Consider the following 18531-nt stretch of genomic DNA (forward strand, 5'->3'; position numbering starts at 1 on the left):
TTTCCCCCTTTAATTTTCATGATAATGTACGGTTTGTCTTACAGCACCGCGCCATCCTAAATATAAGCTTGTCCTTTTTTCTTCCTGCATTTTAGGAATATACGTTTTTCTCTGAATTGTCTGAAAAATATCATCAATATGATAGAATCCTAAGGCAATACCTGCAGCGTAGGCCACACCTGATGCCGAAAGCTCTTCTATTTCCGGCACTTCTACCGGCAGATTTAAAATATCGCTCTGAAAACTCATTAAATATTTATTTTTTGTAGGTCCGCCGTCCACTCTTAATGACTGAATCACTACGCCTGCTTCCTCTTGCATAAGTTTCACGATATCGGCGATCTGATAAACAATACTGTCCAGTGCAGCTCTGACAATTTCTTTTCTGCCAGTGACTCTGCTCATTCCCGTGATGATTCCCCTCGCTTCGCTATCCCAATAAGGAGCACCAAGTCCGGTAAATGCCGGCACAAAATATGTCTTATCAATCGGATTTGCTTCCTTCGCTAAATTTTCACTTTCCTCTGGTGAAGCAATGAGACCCAAATCATCTTTCAACCAACTCAGCACTGCGCCCGTATAATTAATGTTGCCTTCCAATACATATTTGATTTCTCCATTCATGCGCCATGCAATCGATGTAACCAATCCGTTCTTACTGCGAATTTGCTTTCCACCTGTATTTAACATGACCGAGGAACCTGTCCCATACGTAGACTTAATTCCGCCAGCGTTAAGGCAATGTTGTCCAAACAACGCCGCATGTGAATCCCCCATCACTGCATGAATCGGAATTGCAGTTGATAAGTAACCATCAAAATCCGTAGAACCATAGTAAGCATTTGAATCACATACTTCTGGCAAGTTGTAGGTTTCAATCCCAAAGATATGACAGATCTCTTCATCCCAACATAAATCTGTAATATTAAACAACTGTGTTCTGGATGCATTTGAAAAATCGGTTTTAAAAGACTTGCCTCTGGTCAATGCATAGACCAGCCAGCTATCCATCGTCCCGCAACAAAGTTCACCTTTTTCAGATTTTTCTTTTACGCCTGCCACATTTTCCATAATCCAAGCCAATTTCGCCGCAGAAAAATATGGTGATAGGTGAAGTCCCGTCGCCTTCCTTATTTTCACCGCCCACCCCTGCTCTTTGATTCTTTCACAGATTTTTTTACCCCGGGCACATTGCCAGACAATGGCCGGATAAACCGGCCTGCCTGTCTCTTTATCCCAAGCCATCACTGTTTCTCTTTGATTGCTGATACCTACGCCGATAATTTCATCTTGATGTATCTGCGCTTTTTCTACTACAAGTCGAACTGCGCTATACACATTCTTTAAGATTTCATCTGGATCATGCTCCACCCAGCCCATATCATCAATCATTTGCTTATGCAGGCAATCACAGCGCGCCAAAATTTTTCCGGTTTTATGATAAATAAGAGCTTTGGTACCTTGCGTACTCTGATCAATACTCAATATATATTTTTTATCTGGCATTTAAATTCACTCCTACAAGAAAGTTGCAGCTTACCTATCATTTACAACAAGGTTTTTACGGTGTTTACAATACCCGCCGCATTTAAATGGTAATGATCAAACACTTCTTGCGACTTACCTGTAATAACTGGCGTATCCGGCAATGTCATGTTCACCACTTTAACGGGCGCATGTTCTGCAACAACCTGGCTGACCATAGAACCCAGACCACCAAACAGCGTATGTTCTTCAATCGTTACAATGGCCTTCGTTTCCTGTGCTGCCTTTATGATGGCTTTCGTATCCAGCGGTTTGACACAATACATATCTAAAACACGTACACCGATATTTTGTCTTTGCAGGATTTCAGCCGCATCTTTCGCCGCTTTCACCATTTCACCGCAAGCGATGATCGTCACATCATTCCCTTCAGTAACCGTAGTCGCCTGATTCAAGACAAAAGGCACATGTTCCTCGGCATACACATCTTCTACTGCATTACGACCTACTCTGATATAAGCAGGCGCCGTATCCCGCAATAAAGCCTCGGTCAACTTTTCCGTTTGTAAACGATCACTTGGTAAGTACACACGCATATTCGGTATAGAAGCCATCGTTGCAATATCATTTGCCGAATGGTGTGTCATTCCTAAAGCACCATAACTTATTCCACCGCTGATACCGATTAATTTTACATTCGTGTTAGAATAAGCAACATCTACTTTTGCCTGTTCCATACTCCGTGTGCTCAAAAAGCTAGCTGGAGAAGCAGCAAAAACTTTTTTCCCGCAGGAAGCCAATCCTGCGCTAATCGAAACAAGATTTTGTTCTGCGATACCGACCTCAATAAACTGCTCCGGTCTTTCCTTTGAAAAAGGCGCCAAAGAGCCGGATCCCTTAGAATCACTACATAAAACAACAATATCTTTATCCGTTTCAGATGCTTTTAACAGCACATTGCATATGACTTGTTTATTGGCAATTTTATTCATAGTCCGCTCTCCTTTGATCCAGTTCTTTTATTGCTTGTGCATATTCTTCATCTGTTGGAACCCGATGATGCCAACCTGCCTGATTTTCCATAAACGAAACGCCGCAGCCTTTCGTCGTATTGGCAATAATTACAGTCGGTTTTCCTTTTGTAGATTTTGCTAATTCCACCGCATGATCAATCGCATCCATATCATTACCGGCAATCGAAAGCACATTCCAGCCAAAAGCTGCCCATCTTTCTTCCTGGCGATCCTGCGTCATCACTTCTTCTGTCGTCCCCGAAATCTGCAAACGATTACGATCCACAAAAGCCGTCAAATGATCTAATTTATAATGACCGCCTGCCATAATCGCTTCCCAAACAGAGCCTTCAGCCATTTCCCCATCGCCCATAACAGCATAAACACGATAGGCTCTCTTATCCATTCGTCCGGCCAGCGCCATACCAACCGCTACCGAAAGCCCATGTCCCAAAGAACCTGTATTCATTTCTATACCGTTGATTTTATTATTTGGATGCCCAATATAAGTGGAACCAAACTGCGAATAGGTCAACAAATCTTCTTTCGGAAAATAGCCACGATCTGCAAGAATACAGTACAACGATTCTACCGAATGCCCTTTACTCAGCACAAAACGATCACGATCAGGGTCTTGCACTCGATCAGGGCTTAAATTCAATTGTTTATAATACAAATTTACTAAGATATCCGTTACACTCATGTCTCCGCCAATATGACCTGTTTTCGCCCTATGGATCAAGGTTACAATATCTTTTCTGATATCACATGCTTTTACTTTCAAATTCATATCATTCACCTCTCAAATATGCTTTCACATCTTCCTCTATTGGATCATATAAGTCCGGTTGAATCCCTATATATTTACATGCTTCATATAAGATCGGCACCACATTTTTATGGATACCAACGCAATGATGGATATACGGCCCAGTGACATTTTTTTCTTCCAACCGTTTGATATTCTCAACTTCAATCCACAAATACGTTCCCATACATTTTGGTCCGTCGACACCTTTTGCATTGCCCAAAAGCATCGAATATTCCCCATTATCTCCGTCAAATCTACATAACGTAAGTTCCCCATGTCTAGCCTCAGCTGTAATGCTGCCCGGATGCTCAAAGGCTAAAGGATATGTAAGTTTCGCTTTCTCTTTTGCCAGAGAAATTGGCCACGGTCCGCAATGCTGCAACAATTCACCATTTTCAATATCCGGATGACGAATCGTCCAATCGGCAAAAAAGGATCTCGTCTCATGCATGCCGGCAGCCTCCACGAGTAACGCTGTAATCGCACCATGAATGTCTGTTTCACAAACAACAGGAATGCCTTCCTCATTGATTAATGCATTGGCAGCACAAGGCATAATGCCAATTTCTTGTTGCAATGCATTCCAGCATTGAATTGCTGCCGCATTACAGCCATATTGATCAATTAGATTCCGCATTGCAACCTTCAGCTCGGCAACTTTCTCTACTTCATCTGCTTTGATACAAATTTCCATATGCGTTTTCATATACGCTACAGTTTCAGCAACTTTTTTCTGATCATTTTTTCTGACGTCTTCCATCGCCGCCGTCAACTCAACTAAAGGAATCGGTGAAAGCTGGATATTGAATTTCTCCAACAATTCTCCCTCATTACACATCGTCGACCAAAAATCAAAAGGTCTTGTAGAAATCTGTAAAATACGCGTATTCCTAAAAGTTTTTACTACATTGCACACCGCCAAGAAATCTCTGATGCCTCTCTCAAACACCGGATCTTCCAAACGACAATTCGTTAAATAGGTAAACATTACTCTAAACCTGCGCAATACCTTACCTGTCGCAAAAAGACCACATTGGCTGTCTCTAAGCCTCACGCCATTCTCATCAGGTCTTTCATCCAAAGGCCCCCACAATAAAACAGGAACATTAAGCTCCTTTGCTAATCTCGCACATTCATACTCTGTACCAAAGTTACAATGCGGCAAAAATAGTCCATCTATTTCTTGTTTTCTGAATTTTTCGCTTATTTTAATTCGGTCGGCATCATCGTACAATAATCCCTCTTCGTTTATATCGGAAATATCAACAAACTCAATGCCCAATTCCTCGAGTCTTTTTGCCGTCAAATTCCGATAACGAATTGCATCCGGAGCACTAAATATCGATCGTCTGGTAGGCGCAAAACCCAATTTAATCTTTCCCATATCCATCTCTCCAAAATTTAATTTTAATTTAAAACATGTTTTAAAATTTAATTAAATATTATCATCGTATTTTTAAATTGTCAATTTAATTTTAATTAAATCATAAATAAAAAATATGAGCTTCACCTCGCAATGACTATGCAAGATAAAGCTCATATTTTATCAAATAACAGCTATTTAATTTTAAAACCCGACAAAATAAAACATTCGTAACGATTTAGAAATACCCAAATCCACTCCACTTATAAACAAACACGAAGATAGGTTGCCGGTTGGTGAAAAGCGCTCAAATGCTAGGCGCAGCAGGGGGTTGCGAAGGAGTCGTACTTCCGTACGTCGACGAGCAGCACCTTGCTGCAACAACGCAGATGAGTGCTTATCACCGACCCGCAGCCTATCTGTCCATATATTTACAAGTGTGATATCTTTTTCACACTATCACGTACCATCAAAGTCGTCCCGATAGAAATCTTTCTAAAAGCTTCATCCATGTCCACATGATCAATCCGATGAATGATATGTTGCACAGCCGCATAGCCCAATGATCTCGTCGATACACGAACCGATGTCAATGCCGGTTCAAAAAAAAGACACATTGGTATATCATCAAATCCGATCAACGATACATCATCCGGCACCCGTATACCATTCTGTTTAAACGCCTTTAATGCACCCAACGCTAGCAAATCATTGTCTGCAATTAATGCTGTAGGCAACTTCACATTGTTTTTTAACAAAATCTCCATATCATTCAGTGCACCATCCAGTGTGGGTTCCACGAAAAAGACATAGTCTTTATGATAATTTAGATCCAACTTTTTCAACGCATAGCGATAGCCCCAAAAACGCTGATCAAAATTTTTAATTGAAAACGAACTTTTTAAATAGCCAATCTCACGATGTCCTTGTGCATGGAGATGTTTGACTGCCTGCCAGATCCCCTCCGCATTATGGATCGTAACACGGTCAACCGCGCAATCCAATAAATCTCCATCCAATAAAAGGATTGGGATATCTACCTCTGAAAAAGACTGCAGATCTTCCTCGGTCATTTCCGTCCCCAAAATGATAATACCTTCCGGCTGGGCAGCCAATACCGGCTTAAGAATCGTATCCAGTTGATCTTTTCCATTACAATAAGTTAGCGCAATTGTATAATCAAAAGCACGCGCTGCCGTCTCAACAGACTCTATTAACTCCGCAAAAAATTGTGTATCCGCGATGATCTTTCCATACCGTTTATAAACGAGAAAATTGAGCACACCTCTATTTTTATGCACCTTATTGACTGCAGTACCTGTATAATTTAACTTCTGTACCAGATCCATGACCTTTTGCTTCGTTTGGGGATTGACACCTGGTCGATTATTTAACGCCAATGAAACCGTCGCAGAAGAAATACCGAGCTGCTCAGCTATATCTTTTATTGTAACATCCGCCATCCAATACACCTCCACAACTATTTTTGTCTTAAATCTATAAAAGTAGTCAGTACTTGCGCTTTGAAAACAAGCCCTGATTTTTGTGTTAAATCTCTATAAATAGAAATAAATAAAGACTTTGAAAACGCTTCCAAAGTCCCAGACTGTCGACAAAACAAAACATTTATATCGATAAAGTAGAAAACATCTACTCCGTTCAACTGATAAACGATTCAACTACAATACTTAACCTATATACATTTTAATACTATCATAAAAAAAAATAAAATCAATCAAAATACGAAAGCATTTGACTCTTATCCTATAAACAAAGCCTCCCCTAAAAGCAGTTCGATTCAACGATCTTTTTAAGGGGAGTGCTGTAAAATTACCTATTGAATTCTTCATTTAACAAACAATACTCAAACAATACTCAAACAACGAAAGCCACACCTGCACGTAAAATAATATTAGGATACGGCGTAAATTCCCCTGTACGAATAGCGAACTTCACCTTTGCAGATCTTTCTTTCAATTCAATATGCTCAATGAATTCGTGTTTTATATTCGGCATTTTATCATTTATGTACGCTAAAAGCGGTTTATTTTTTTCCTTTATTTCTTCTGCTACTGTATAAAATTCTATTACGGCTTCTTCTAGAACTGCATCTAAAGTTTGTTTAAATGTCGGCACCCCGCCACACAAAGCCAGGTCAACTACCGGTACACCCTTTGGTACGGGCATCCCACCATCTCCAATCATGAAAATATCATTATGGCCAAGAGCAGCGATATACCCTGCCAATTGGGCATTTAGAATTCCAGATTTTTTCATAAAAACACCCCATTCTTTATGCTTTTTGCGTTTAACACCTTACCAACCACAGTAACGCACTTATCTTAACCTTATTGCAGAACTGGAATTACGATATACAACAATATCTAGATAATTGCATCCAATATACACTCGCAAGCAAAAATGACATCAAAGGCACGTACGCAATATTTGATATTTTTAATTTTATGTAATATATAAAAATTTTTAAATTTTGCTTACATTTATTATAATATTACATTTTAATTTTTTCAAGTTATTTTTAATTAAATTTTAAATTATTTTAATTAAATCATGGTGATTCGTAATTAAAGCATACTTGTAGAAATGTTTTCATTCTTAATCGAGTTATTTGCTTTTAAAGAACTTTTCCCGTATCTTTTCCGGATCGGCCGCTGCTAAATCGTCGACAACCTCGATCACGCCTTTCAATGAGCGATCCTGATAAATCAAAAAAGTACCTGAGGTCGGTTGATTGAAATCAAATGCATAGTTTTTCCGTGTGAACATAAACTTCTTCACAACCTGCTTCTGCTGATAATCTACAATCTCCCACGTTCCTTCTTCACGATCAAACGCATTCAAATCAAATAGTACCCGTGTTGCTTTTGCTTTTTCAACAACCACAATAAGCGGCTCAAACTCCGCCCCTTTGCCTGTAAAAGTCACACTTGCTGCCTGATCTATCACAGTGGCTTTTTTAACAATTCGCTCTGTTGGCTCTTGATTGATATCCTCATTGTAAATACTCGCTGTTTTTTCAGTGCTACAGCACGAACTATTTGCACCACCGCCACCACAGCAGCCACTGCTTTGTGGGATATTTATATTTTCTTTTGAAACATCGACCGCATTTACATCATCTACAACTCTGATAAGCCCCTTGATCATGCCCATCCAACAGCTAAAATTTAAATCTTGATCCTGCGGTGTAAATTCTATTACATTTTCACCAGCTGTTAATTTCCGTTTAAGATTCAGTGCAGGAAGTATAATTTGATTATTACAAGAGTTAATTTGTTCACCATTGATGATCCATTTCACTGGCACACCTTTTTGTACATATAATACGTTCGGCGTATACCCTCGATTGTCAGCGGTCATTTTTATGACTTGATACCCTTCTTGCATTTCGGCTTTCACAACCATGCCTGCCTTGACATCGCTGCTTCCCAGTCTGTTAAATAAAGACACATCAACACCCGCTAAAGCCAGCCCACGATTTGTCATGATCAATCCCAAGACGATCACAAATACACCGCTGAACTTCATCAATCGTTTGGTCGCACCTTGCGCAAGCCAACCAGAAACAGCACCAAAAGAAAGCATCAACGGCAAAGTTCCCAGAGCAAAAATCAACATTGCGATTGCACCATTGAAGGCACTTCCTGATGCTAAGGCATACAATTGCATGGTCTGCAGCGGACCGCACGGCATCAAACCATTGATCACACCCACCAGAAAAGGCGTATCAGCCCGTTTGAGCAGACGACTGCGCAACGGAACAGCAGGCAACTTGATATATTTTCTAAATACATTCACCCCTGCGATATTCATCCCCATACACACCATAAACAGCCCAGCGATCACGGCCATTGCCGCCATGAACTCAATCGATACGGACAAAGCCGAACCAATCGCCCCAACAATACCGCCCAATACCGTATATCCCAACACACGTCCGGCATTGTATGCACTTGCAGCAAAAAAAGTCCCCTTTTTCGTCGTATCCTCCTTCACACTTTGTGAAAGCATAATACCGCCGCACATCCCCACGCAATGTAACGAAGTAAAGAGCCCAATCAAGAACAACGTTATGTAAGTTACACTTCCCTGCAACTTTGAACTCATATCAAAACTGCCCGTGTACTCTCCTAAAAACAAAACAGCAAAAAAAACACCCGCTATACCTAACATCTTCAAAGCCGAAAAAAATTTATTCTGCTTGCTGCCAATGGTATATCCAGCTGCTTCAATTGCCTGTATAAGATCTTCTTGACGACATTCCTGCGTATTATAAGTTACACAAACCTGATTCTCGCAAAAATTGGCCGACGCTTCTAAAACTCCCGGAACTGCAAGCAAAGCCTTTTCAATTCGAGTCTCACAAGAATGACAAGTCATCCCATCAACGTCTATAATCTGTCTCTTCTCACGAATGATAATCACTCCCCGCCCATCTATATTTTTAACAAAATATATCAAATAGTATAGCAGGCAAATGTGAAGAACTCATGAATTTTGGATAATTCTGAGATTTTAATTCATCATCATAATAAAAACATGAATAAACAATCTATTTCAAATTTAATTGCATCAACATTTTGCCCCATTTTGCAAATTCATCAAGTACAGGCAGTAGCTGTTTCCCACTCTCCGTTAAGGAATATTCCACACGCGGCGGTATTTCATTATACTGCGCTCGATGCACCAAACCATTCTCCTCAAGTTCTTTAAGCGAGCTTGTCAACATCATATTGGTAATTCCTATAATGCTTCTTTTTAATTCGTTGTATCTCAGTGTCCCATTTTGACAAAGCACCCAAATAATTGGTAATTTCCATTTTCCTTCTATAATTTTCAATGCAAATCCTACAGGGCATATATCATCGTTTATCGAAAAAGTAATTGTATTTTTCATGCAAACATCTCCTATTACTCACAAAAAACTTACTTAGAAACAATAATCTGCATACTTGCTGTATTATTTCTAACAATTATAATTATACTGTAACAAATACAATAATTCTATATTGGAGGTTATACCATGCATGAAGTTTTTAAATTTCTTCAAGATTGCGGAATTTTCTTTGTTGCTACCGTAGATGAAACTGAACCAAAAGTCCGTCCATTTAGCTTTGTAATGGAATATCAAGGAAAACTCTGTTTCGGTACAAGCAATCAAAAACCTTTTTATCGTCAACTGATGGCGAATCCAAACATTGAAATCTGCGCATCACAAGGTGGAAAATGGTTACGATTAAGCGGTCAAGCAGTATTTTGCACTACGAGAGAAGCAAAAGCAGAGGCGTTAGAAGTTATGCCAATGTTAAAGCAAATGTATTCTGTAGATGATAATCTATGTGAAATTTTTTATATTGACAACGCCGTTGCAAACTTTTCTTCAATGAGCGGTGAAAGCAAAACGATTCATCTTTCATAAAATCAGTTGTCTACCAATTCATTTAAAGCACATAAAACAGAACAAGAAACTAAATCCTATAGTTAAAAACAGCAGCTTATCCGTCTGATAAGCTGCTGTCTGATTGTAGACAAATAAATGTATTTATACCAGCAACCAACAACCTATCTTCGTATCACTTATAAACTAGTACAAAGATAGGTTGCCGGTTGGTGAGAAGTACTCAGATGCTAGGCACAGTAAGAGGTTGTGAAGGAGTCGTACTTCTGTACTAGGGCGAGCAGCATCTTGCTGTAACGACGCAGATGAGTGCTTATCACCGACCCGCTGCCTATCTGTCCATAGTTTGTCTACACGCTGGCTGCTGCTTTTCTGATACAAGTTCATTCTTTTTCCTTCCTATTGGCATCCACATCCAAAAGTTCCGTCTGCCTTTCCAAGGTACGCAATGAACGAATATACAAGCTTACTCCAATCCCAATAACCACCAATAACAGTCTTATATAAAAATTAGACACCAAAATCATCGATATAAAAAGCGAAACCCACATAGACCCCACTGCCACCAATTTCGTCTTCCGATCCATCGCTCTATAGGTTTCATATTGATAAATATATTGACCAAATGTCTTATGGTGAATCAACCAACTATGCAGCCGTTTGGAACTACGCGTAAAAAAATACGCAGCCAGCAACAAAAATGGCGTTGTCGGCAACAACGGAAGAAAAATACCGAAAATTCCTAGCAAGATTGATAAACAGCCACATACAATGAAGATATATTTCTTTATAGTTTGTCCGGTTTGCATAAGAAAAGAACCTCACGATTTAAATAAATACTTGAAATTCATTTATCGTAAGGAATTCGTATTAAAAACACTTACGACAACAAAATAAACTTCTACTCTTAACTATAGTCGATAATAATTATCATTGTCAATTCGCTAATTGATGATTCTTTATTATTTTTATATCTTTTGAACAAATTTCCGTATGAGTTAACCCTTATCGTTATTGACAAAGACATCTAACTTATCAACCCCATTGTAAAATGAAGTGCCCCCTATAGACAGGGGGCTAGCGTGCTAAATATTATTTTAAAGATTAAGATTGATTTATTGCTTTACTAGCGCTTTGCATCGTTACCGACTAACATGCCGATCCAAAAAATTCGCAAGCTGAGACTTTAAAACACCGACACTGTAAACAGCATTTAGACGAGCGTCTCCCAGACGGAAAGAAGGTACAGAATCCAATGCATTTTCTCTCCATGCATATTGGTTCAGTTCCAGCTGTTTTTTCTTGTAGGTTTCCGAAATTATGGCCTGGCGGAATGCATCTATATTTCCCCCAGCATCCGCGGCACAATCGCAAAGTACTTCCAGATTTTCAATGTCCATCCCTTTGGAAAAGACAGCAGCGAAAACTGCAGCATTGTAGCGCATAATATCCGCCCCTTGCTCTTCCAGACATAACAGCCCTTGGATAGCCATATCACTGTAATTACCCGAAGAAAACGGACGGTTTATAGGCAACAATCCCGCCTGATCGATTCTAGGCTTCAACTCTGTTAGCCATTTGGGGGCGCCTTCCCAAGCAGTTGCTCTAAGTTCAGGTCGAGGTCGGACTTCACATGGCCGCCAAATTACCGATAGTCTTGGGTAATCAGGCAGAATTTCTTTAAATTCATGAAAAGTCAGATAGCAATAGGGACATAGGTAGTCAAAAAACATTTCCAATTTCATGTTTAAATTCCTCCTATTTTTAAGATATGCAAAAATCCGCTTAGAAGATTTACTTTTGAGTTTTAATTACCAACCTACATAAAGGTTGGTAATATCGTATAACTCTTAATATATCTGCGTTGTGTTTATTATACCATATCAGTTTCTTTTATGTAAAAAACTCGTTCCACCGATTCATGGAACGAGTGCTTTTTTTAGCCTCAGGATAAGAAATATTACGCCTAAGATGTTCTTTTGTTCCTGCTCATATCATTGCCTTTGCGTCATTGTGTTACAGAGGGTAAATTATTTAAATTATTCCCTTCATTTTCATCCGGCAGAGATTTTAGATACTCAGTCCCATTTCTTACAGCAACGCCGACTCCCTGAATACCTCCCTGTTTAGCTAATTGGACCCCTTCATCTTTGCTTAAGACACGCCCATCCGACAATTGATAGCCAGTCACTAGCCCGTCTTCCTTTACCAGCGCTACAATCTGCTTAGCATCCGCATTAGGCTGCGGTATATCCTGCAATGCCATCATCGGCAGCTTTGAGAAGTCATTTTTTATATCTACCATAAACATCAACCTCCAATTCTAACTCAATAATGAAAACCGTTCAAAAATAGTTTCCCAACAAAAAAGGATTCTATCCTCTCCGTATTCAATTTTGAAGATTGACTTGTTCGTTTACCAGTGATACTTCTCACCCCGATTAATCTTAAATGCTCTATAGACTTGTTCCACCAACAAAAGTCTCACCATCTGATGCGTAAACGTCATCTTAGAGAAAGACAATTTCTCTTTGGCAGCTTTGCGAACTTCTGCGGAAAGGCCAAAAGCACCACCGATAAGAAAGGTGATATGACTTTGTCCCTGGAGACCTAGACCGGCAATGTTGTCGGCTAAATCTTCTGAGGAAATGTTTTTACCGTAAACATCGAGTACAATGAGATGGCTCCCTTCTGGTACGGCTTTTAAAAGACGCTCACCTTCTTTGATGAGCGTCTTTTGTTTTTCAGCTTCCGATGGATTCTCTGGCATTTTTTCTTCATCAATTTCAATAATATTCAATTTGGCAAACGGTGTTAAGCGTTTTAAAAACTCTTGAATTCCCGCAGTCAAATATTTTTCTTTAATTTTACCTACAGCTACAATTGTAATTTTCATTATTCGTTTGCTGGCATCTCCTCTAAATTTACATCTACGGTTGTTTTACTGCCATCACGATTTATTTCTACCTGAACCGTTTTGCCAACCTCATAATTGGCAATGATGGTACGCAAATCTACAACACTATTCGTTGCTTCACCATTGATTTGTAAAATAATATCGCCCTTTTTGATCCCAGCTTTAGCCGCTGGACCACCTTTGCTGACATTGGCAATATAAACACCCGCATCAATATTTAACTGATAGCCTTGTCTTGCCGCTGTTTCTTTATCAAATGCACCAACTCCTAAATAAGGACGAACCACTCTTCCTTGTTCAATAATTGCCTGAACAATCGGACGAACTGTATTCGACGGAATTGCAAGACCAATCCCCTCTACACCTTGTACAGCAATTTTTGCACTGTTAATGCCAATCACCATACCATCCGCATTCACCAAAGCCCCACCCGAATTACCTGGATTGATTGCCGCATCGGTCTGAATTAATTTAAACCGCCGTTCACCAATTTCGATAGAACGATTCAGGGCACTAATGACGCCCGTCGTTACACTTCCTTTAAATTCAAGTCCCAATGGGTTACCGATTGCAATTGCCGGCTCACCAACCAGAATTTCATCAGAATTACCAAGTGTCGCGAACGGTAAATCCTTTCCATCTACTTTTACAACTGCCAAATCGGTTGCCGGATCAGAACCAAGAACTTTCCCATTTAAAGTTCTGCCATCAGAAAGCGATACCACAATTTCTTCTGCACCTTGAATTACATGATTATTTGTTACAATATATCCATTGGCATCAATAATAACGCCCGAACCGGAGCCCTGCTCAACCGTTACTTTATTATTGAACCAATCCCTTGCTGTCGCTTTATTGGTGATTCCGACAACAGCAGGACCAACGGCTTGCGCAACTCTCACAACGGGTGTATTTCTTGCATCTGAAATATTCGTGCTCGTCGGAACTTGTAGATTTGGCTGTGCTTGCACTTTTGATTTAACATCTTCTCCGGCAAAATTTGTACAGCCAGAAAACAATACCCCACCAACAATTCCAACAAATACAACTACAAATAGATATGGCGTTAATTTTTTATAATACTTTTCCATAATAAACTAACCTCCTAATATTCCGCTTTCTAATATTTTAATTTGTAGAATAACCCAAACCATCCTTGCTATAGACTTACAACCTCATTTTGGCTTGCCAAGCGAATATCTAGCGCTTCTCCTTGCGCACTGATAATCTTTTGCACTGTTTCCCATGCAATATTCGGTCGATTATTTTCTTCACTAAGATGTGCTAAAAAAACCTTCATATGCTTTTGTTTCTTCATTCTAACCAAAGCCCACGCTGCATCTGCATTCGACAAATGCCCTCGATTACTCAAAATCCGCTGCTTTAAGTAACTCGGATAAGCACCATTTCTGAGGAGCTCAACATCATGGTTCGCCTCAAGAATCAAGATATCAGAATGATCCAGCGCTTTCTGCACACTGCTGGTGACAAACCCCAAATCCGTTGCAAACGTGCATTTTATATCTTTACCGAAAATATTAAACCCAATTGGATCTGCCGCATCATGCGGGATATTGAAGCATTCAATTTTCAATTCGCCTATGCCTATTTTATCGCCAATTGCATTGCAGCATGCATCGGAAAGCAAACTCCGGCAATACATCGACTGAAACGTATCCGCACGTGTATAGATGGGTAATTGATACTTCTTCGTCAATGTCGGCAAACCACTGATATGATCCCTATGTTCGTGCGTAATTAATATGCCGTTTAATTCTTCAATTGCGACGCCAATACTCGCTAAACTCGTTTTTATCCTTCGTGCACTAATTCCTGCATCAACCAATATTTTTGTATCGCCAATTTGTATATACGTGGAATTTCCCTTGCTGCCACTTGCTAAAACATGCACTTGCATCACTTATAGATCTCCATTCATCTTTGCAACTTCTTTTGCAACATCGTCTTGAATCGTTTTCGGTAAAGCTTGAAGTAAAATTTGCTGAATTTCAAGAAGACGTTTTTGTATCCTCGCCTCAAACCGTAAAGTAAAAATCGGCTCAGTAACCGAAGAACGTATCATCCCCCAGCCATCTTCAAATTCTAAGCGAACACCATCAATGCGATTCACTTTATAAGCAGATAAATGATCCGCCACAGCCGTAAGCACACTTTCTTTATCATTTGGCAAATATCTTACACGTGCTTCACTCGTTAAAATATAATTTGGTATAGCATCAATCAATGTAGATAACTTTCCATTTCTCTCTATGTATTCACACATCTTTAAACCGGCAAACATCCCATCGTCGTAACCCAGTTCGCAAAAAAAGAAATGCCCGCTGATTTCACCAGCAAATAAAGCGTCCTCATCGATAAACTTACGCTTGCAAAACGTATGTCCGGCTCTCGCCATAATCGGCTGACCACCAGCCTTTGTAATTTGTTCTGGCACAACCATGGAACATTTTGCATCGTAAATAATCGTACCCGGTTTATTCTCAAGATAATTTCGTGACAATAAAACCAAAATATCATCATTATCGACCGCACGACCATTTTCATCCACAAATCCAGCACGATCCCCATCTCCGTCAAAACCAATTCCCAAATCCGCTCCAACTTCTTTTACCTTGGCTCCAAGTTTTTGCAGATTCTGCGGATACGCAGGATTCGGCGGACGATTCGGGAAAGTTCCATCCGTTTCACAAAAAAGTTCTACTACTTCATAACCACAAGCGCGATATAACGCCGGTGCAAAATCCGACACTGCACCATTTCCCGCATCGATCACAACCTTTAATTTACCTCGCTTGGCTTTATTCGCTGTATATTTGATATAATCTTCGCAAATATTACGTTCTGTTACTGAACCTTTTGCTCTAATCTGTATATTTTGTTCTACGAGATCTGCAATTTCCTGAATATCCTCCTCGCGAACCGGCATATTCCCCAGCACGAGTTTAAACCCATTATATTCCGGTGGATTATGAGAAGCAGTAACCATAATTCCGCCCTCAGCACCACTTACTTTCAGAGCATAATAAAACATTGGAGTTGCTACATTGCCAATATCTACTACATCACAGCCTGATAATACAAGCTCATCACATAGAATCGTTTTCAGCCGCTTCGTTGATAGACGAAAATCGCCTCCAACAACGACTTTTTTTCTCGTTAATTTTGCACCGATTGCTTTTGCAATCCCTTGTACAATTTCATCTGTCAATTCAGTTTCAGCCACACCTCTAATATCACATGCTTTAAATAAGCTCATTTTAATCTCCTCTTAACATTAAAATATCAATCTTTATTTTACCTTTGAAAGAAAAACAATACAAGTATTTATATTAATGTAACCATTTTTCTTTATCTTCATAAAATATAGTAAAGTAAAACCCGCAAGGATGTGTTGCTATGCACCCTCAACTACACTTAAAAAGACTTAGTGTTGTTTTTAATAAAAGGAGGTTTATGATGGCCAGTATAGAAAAAATAGGGAAAAACATCATGCACGAAATAGCAGACGGTAAAGTTTCTCTGCAAGAAGCCTTTCGCATCTATCAACGAAACCAAGACATCATCATTGCACAGAATAAACATATCATCGACACCTTAGAAGCAATTAATCAAAAAATCCGCGAACCTGAAGAAGAATAAAAAAAATCGTGATCGTATAGCTTTTAGCTACTCGTTCACGATTTTTTTACTTTTATCAATGCTTTGTTTGTTTTGATTGACAGCTCGGGCAAATTCCATAAAAATAGAATTGTTGGCCAGTTAACTGATACGCAGTTTTTTCAGCTATTTTGTTCACAAATTCGCTCAACTCAACATCATAGATATCATCTACACGTTTACAAACTGTGCAACGTATATGAGGATGATTTTTCGTATTCGCATCATAGCGGAAGCTATCTTCTCCAACATTGAGCACTTGCACCAAACCGATTTCTCTTAGAATCTCAATCGTTTTGTACACAGTTGCTAAACTCATCGTAGGATAATGCGGTTGAAGCTGATTGAAAATTGTTTCCGCACTTGGATGCTCTGTCGTATTGTACAACACACTATAAATAGCCAAACGCTGCGGTGTAACTTTAAACCCCTTTTCCCGTAATAATGAAGTTATTTTTTGATCGTCCATATTTACACCACCTTAAAAATATTTATGAAACTCTCCATATTTTCAAGAACCGTTGCAGGAAATCTTTTTTAAAGAAAATATCATTTAAGAAATAAATATTATTAAATAGTCATCTCATGTAATCATGATACTCAACTATCTAGTATTTGTCAATATAAGTACAATAAATTTAAAAAATTCACATAAATTTGAGGAGGCTGTTCGCACTAAAATTTTATCTATATAAATCTTAATGCACCCTTAAATTCAATGTCTTTCTTTTGTCATTGACACAAAATAAACAGAAAGTCTAGGCCTAAAGCCTCCAAAATACTTGAAAAATGACCGACTTACTAAAATTCGCAAACTCACTTCGTTCAGACAAGCGAATTTCTTAACGTAAGTCGGTCATTTTTCATCCTTCGGAACGTATTTTTCCGGAAAAGGCCGGGGAACGAAAAAACTGCCGCATTCAAATGCAGCAGTCAGACTGTAAACAAAGTAGGAGGTATTCACAAAGTGAATACCTCCTACTAAAATACGTTCCACGTATAAACTAGTACGAAGATAGGCTGCCGGTTGGCGAGAAGTGCTCAGATGCTAGGCGCATGAAGGGGATGTGAAGGAGTCGTACTGGCGTACGTCGACGAACAGCACCTTCATGCAACGACGCAGATGGGTGCTTATCGCCGACCCGCTGCCTATCTGTCCATAGTTAAATAGGATGATTAATTTTGACCACCGTTTGCACTTGACATAAACTTTTGTTTTGCTTGGTTAACGGCTTGTGGAGTTGCCTGCTGCGTTTGATAGTATCCTTTTTGTTCCATAATGTCAAAAATCTGCTTTTGTTCACTATAGACATCACCAAGGACGGTCATGTAATCACGTCTTAGTTGGTCATCAGAAGACTCTAAAATATAACTATTTAGCGATGCTGCCATTAATTTTGTATCATTTAGAGCAATTTGTAACACATTTTGTTCTGAAAATTGTTGTGCTTGTCCGTTCATTTGACCACTATTGGTTTGCATTTGACTATTATTATTTTGTTGTACCATTCAGTTCACCTCTTCCTTATTGCATATTTTGTCCAGCATTTAAATGTTTGCTTAAGGTTTGCGCATTTTCATTGTTCTTCCTAGAGATTTGTTGAAACAATTGTTTCGTTTGCGCGTCTTGCAAAGTATTTGCAAGATTGTTCATACTTTCCGATGTACTTTGTGCCTGACCTAAATAATCTGTAAGTAACATCAGTTCTTTTTCTGTTAACATATTCCAGCCTCCTTTCGAACTTACGCATTTAGTTTGCGTTACTTAAAAAGGAAACATACATCATAATAAGATAAAACTCCAAAAATTTTGCAGCTTCTTACTTGCTAGAGTCTCTGCCCCGC

20 protein-coding genes are annotated in these 18531 nt (G+C 39.3%); 2 read left to right on the forward strand and 18 right to left on the reverse strand.

The window, feature by feature from the left end; translation table 11 throughout:
- Nucleotides 1-9: 9 nt before the first annotated feature.
- The 8 genes from glpK to BN6559_RS06735 all read right to left on the reverse strand — a co-directional run bounded on the left by glpK (nt 10) and on the right by BN6559_RS06735 (nt 9590).
- Nucleotides 10-1506, reverse strand: a complete 1497-nt coding sequence (gene glpK, locus BN6559_RS06700; protein ID WP_110953997.1) for a glycerol kinase GlpK — start codon at nt 1504-1506, stop codon at nt 10-12.
- A 41-nt stretch (nt 1507-1547) separates the two neighbouring features.
- Entirely contained in the window at nt 1548-2477 is a 930-nt protein-coding gene (locus tag BN6559_RS06705; protein WP_110953998.1) for a transketolase family protein, read from the reverse strand.
- The gene (locus BN6559_RS06710) at nt 2470-3288 is read right to left on the reverse strand and encodes a transketolase (protein ID WP_110953999.1); all 819 of its coding nucleotides are present in this window, start codon (nt 3286-3288) and stop codon (nt 2470-2472) included. Before BN6559_RS06710 ends, BN6559_RS06705 begins: the two co-directional genes overlap by 8 nt.
- Before the next feature lies 1 nt (nt 3289).
- Nucleotides 3290-4693: an L-fucose/L-arabinose isomerase family protein gene (locus BN6559_RS06715; RefSeq protein ID WP_110954000.1), complete on the reverse strand. Its 1404-nt coding sequence runs from the start codon at nt 4691-4693 to the stop codon at nt 3290-3292.
- Between the two features lie 410 nt (nt 4694-5103).
- Nucleotides 5104-6135, reverse strand: coding sequence for a LacI family DNA-binding transcriptional regulator (locus BN6559_RS06720; RefSeq protein ID WP_110954001.1), 1032 nt, complete (start codon nt 6133-6135; stop codon nt 5104-5106).
- A 412-nt stretch (nt 6136-6547) separates the two neighbouring features.
- A complete protein-coding gene (gene rbsD / locus BN6559_RS06725) occupies nt 6548-6949 on the reverse strand; it encodes a D-ribose pyranase (RefSeq protein WP_110954002.1) in 402 nt (133 codons plus the stop codon).
- A gap of 348 nt (nt 6950-7297) precedes the next feature.
- A complete protein-coding gene (locus tag BN6559_RS06730) occupies nt 7298-9118 on the reverse strand; it encodes an urease accessory protein UreH domain-containing protein (protein WP_199883807.1) in 1821 nt (606 codons plus the stop codon).
- Between the two features lie 127 nt (nt 9119-9245).
- The gene (locus BN6559_RS06735) at nt 9246-9590 is read right to left on the reverse strand and encodes a winged helix-turn-helix transcriptional regulator (RefSeq protein WP_110954003.1); all 345 of its coding nucleotides are present in this window, start codon (nt 9588-9590) and stop codon (nt 9246-9248) included.
- 126 nt (nt 9591-9716) lie between these two features.
- Here BN6559_RS06735 and BN6559_RS06740 point away from each other — a divergent pair, with 126 nt between their 5' ends.
- Nucleotides 9717-10112: a pyridoxamine 5'-phosphate oxidase family protein gene (locus tag BN6559_RS06740; protein WP_110954004.1), complete on the forward strand. Its 396-nt coding sequence runs from the start codon at nt 9717-9719 to the stop codon at nt 10110-10112.
- A gap of 362 nt (nt 10113-10474) precedes the next feature.
- Here BN6559_RS06740 and BN6559_RS06745 read toward each other — a convergent pair whose 3' ends face one another.
- The 7 genes from BN6559_RS06745 to BN6559_RS06775 form a co-directional block, all read right to left on the reverse strand.
- Entirely contained in the window at nt 10475-10900 is a 426-nt protein-coding gene (locus tag BN6559_RS06745; protein ID WP_110954005.1) for a YbaN family protein, read from the reverse strand.
- Between the two features lie 333 nt (nt 10901-11233).
- Entirely contained in the window at nt 11234-11836 is a 603-nt protein-coding gene (locus tag BN6559_RS06750) for a DsbA family oxidoreductase (RefSeq protein WP_110954006.1), read from the reverse strand.
- 263 nt (nt 11837-12099) lie between these two features.
- Nucleotides 12100-12396, reverse strand: coding sequence for a DUF3892 domain-containing protein (locus BN6559_RS06755; RefSeq protein WP_110954007.1), 297 nt, complete (start codon nt 12394-12396; stop codon nt 12100-12102).
- A 111-nt stretch (nt 12397-12507) separates the two neighbouring features.
- The gene (rlmH, locus tag BN6559_RS06760; RefSeq protein WP_110954008.1) at nt 12508-12987 is read right to left on the reverse strand and encodes a 23S rRNA (pseudouridine(1915)-N(3))-methyltransferase RlmH; all 480 of its coding nucleotides are present in this window, start codon (nt 12985-12987) and stop codon (nt 12508-12510) included.
- Nucleotides 12987-14099, reverse strand: coding sequence for a S1C family serine protease (locus BN6559_RS06765; protein ID WP_110954009.1), 1113 nt, complete (start codon nt 14097-14099; stop codon nt 12987-12989). The genes rlmH and BN6559_RS06765 overlap by 1 nt, the downstream gene beginning before the upstream one ends.
- A gap of 68 nt (nt 14100-14167) precedes the next feature.
- Nucleotides 14168-14926 (reverse strand): MBL fold metallo-hydrolase, encoded by a 759-nt coding sequence (locus BN6559_RS06770; protein WP_110956303.1) that lies wholly within the window; start codon nt 14924-14926, stop codon nt 14168-14170.
- Nucleotides 14927-14929: 3 nt separating this feature from the next.
- Nucleotides 14930-16285, reverse strand: coding sequence for a phosphomannomutase/phosphoglucomutase (locus BN6559_RS06775; RefSeq protein WP_110954010.1), 1356 nt, complete (start codon nt 16283-16285; stop codon nt 14930-14932).
- 197 nt (nt 16286-16482) lie between these two features.
- Here BN6559_RS06775 and BN6559_RS06780 point away from each other — a divergent pair, with 197 nt between their 5' ends.
- Entirely contained in the window at nt 16483-16668 is a 186-nt protein-coding gene (locus BN6559_RS06780; RefSeq protein WP_199883810.1) for a hypothetical protein, read from the forward strand.
- A 55-nt stretch (nt 16669-16723) separates the two neighbouring features.
- On the opposite strand, the gene BN6559_RS06785 is transcribed toward BN6559_RS06780, so the two are convergent.
- The 3 genes from BN6559_RS06785 to BN6559_RS06795 form a co-directional block, all read right to left on the reverse strand.
- Complete coding sequence (locus tag BN6559_RS06785; protein ID WP_110954012.1) at nt 16724-17155, reverse strand: transcriptional regulator PerR; 432 nt, start codon at nt 17153-17155, stop codon at nt 16724-16726.
- Between the two features lie 707 nt (nt 17156-17862).
- Entirely contained in the window at nt 17863-18195 is a 333-nt protein-coding gene (locus tag BN6559_RS06790; protein ID WP_199883811.1) for a spore coat protein, read from the reverse strand.
- Nucleotides 18196-18211: 16 nt separating this feature from the next.
- Nucleotides 18212-18409, reverse strand: coding sequence for a hypothetical protein (locus tag BN6559_RS06795; RefSeq protein WP_110954013.1), 198 nt, complete (start codon nt 18407-18409; stop codon nt 18212-18214).
- Nucleotides 18410-18531 lie beyond the last annotated feature (122 nt).

The organism is Massilibacillus massiliensis, assembly GCF_900086705.1.
In the GTDB taxonomy this organism is placed as follows: domain Bacteria; phylum Bacillota; class Negativicutes; order FLKF01; family FLKF01; genus Massilibacillus; species Massilibacillus massiliensis.

Excerpts from the sequence above, each read along its gene's own strand:
- glpK (WP_110953997.1), bottom strand. The coding sequence starts at position 1,506 with ATGCCAGATAAAAAATATATATTGAGTATTGATCAGAGTACGCAAGGT.
- BN6559_RS06705 (WP_110953998.1), bottom strand. The coding sequence starts at position 2,477 with ATGAATAAAATTGCCAATAAACAAGTCATATGCAATGTGCTGTTAAAA.
- BN6559_RS06710 (WP_110953999.1), bottom strand. The coding sequence starts at position 3,288 with ATGAATTTGAAAGTAAAAGCATGTGATATCAGAAAAGATATTGTAACC.
- BN6559_RS06715 (WP_110954000.1), bottom strand. The coding sequence starts at position 4,693 with ATGGGAAAGATTAAATTGGGTTTTGCGCCTACCAGACGATCGATATTT.
- BN6559_RS06720 (WP_110954001.1), bottom strand. The coding sequence starts at position 6,135 with ATGGCGGATGTTACAATAAAAGATATAGCTGAGCAGCTCGGTATTTCT.
- rbsD (WP_110954002.1), bottom strand. The coding sequence starts at position 6,949 with ATGAAAAAATCTGGAATTCTAAATGCCCAATTGGCAGGGTATATCGCT.
- BN6559_RS06735 (WP_110954003.1), bottom strand. The coding sequence starts at position 9,590 with ATGAAAAATACAATTACTTTTTCGATAAACGATGATATATGCCCTGTA.
- BN6559_RS06740 (WP_110954004.1), top strand. The coding sequence starts at position 9,717 with ATGCATGAAGTTTTTAAATTTCTTCAAGATTGCGGAATTTTCTTTGTT.
- BN6559_RS06745 (WP_110954005.1), bottom strand. The coding sequence starts at position 10,900 with ATGCAAACCGGACAAACTATAAAGAAATATATCTTCATTGTATGTGGC.
- BN6559_RS06750 (WP_110954006.1), bottom strand. The coding sequence starts at position 11,836 with ATGAAATTGGAAATGTTTTTTGACTACCTATGTCCCTATTGCTATCTG.
- BN6559_RS06755 (WP_110954007.1), bottom strand. The coding sequence starts at position 12,396 with ATGGTAGATATAAAAAATGACTTCTCAAAGCTGCCGATGATGGCATTG.
- rlmH (WP_110954008.1), bottom strand. The coding sequence starts at position 12,987 with ATGAAAATTACAATTGTAGCTGTAGGTAAAATTAAAGAAAAATATTTG.
- BN6559_RS06765 (WP_110954009.1), bottom strand. The coding sequence starts at position 14,099 with ATGGAAAAGTATTATAAAAAATTAACGCCATATCTATTTGTAGTTGTA.
- BN6559_RS06770 (WP_110956303.1), bottom strand. The coding sequence starts at position 14,926 with ATGCAAGTGCATGTTTTAGCAAGTGGCAGCAAGGGAAATTCCACGTAT.
- BN6559_RS06775 (WP_110954010.1), bottom strand. The coding sequence starts at position 16,285 with ATGAGCTTATTTAAAGCATGTGATATTAGAGGTGTGGCTGAAACTGAA.
- BN6559_RS06780 (WP_199883810.1), top strand. The coding sequence starts at position 16,483 with ATGATGGCCAGTATAGAAAAAATAGGGAAAAACATCATGCACGAAATA.
- BN6559_RS06785 (WP_110954012.1), bottom strand. The coding sequence starts at position 17,155 with ATGGACGATCAAAAAATAACTTCATTATTACGGGAAAAGGGGTTTAAA.
- BN6559_RS06790 (WP_199883811.1), bottom strand. The coding sequence starts at position 18,195 with ATGGTACAACAAAATAATAATAGTCAAATGCAAACCAATAGTGGTCAA.
- BN6559_RS06795 (WP_110954013.1), bottom strand. The coding sequence starts at position 18,409 with ATGTTAACAGAAAAAGAACTGATGTTACTTACAGATTATTTAGGTCAG.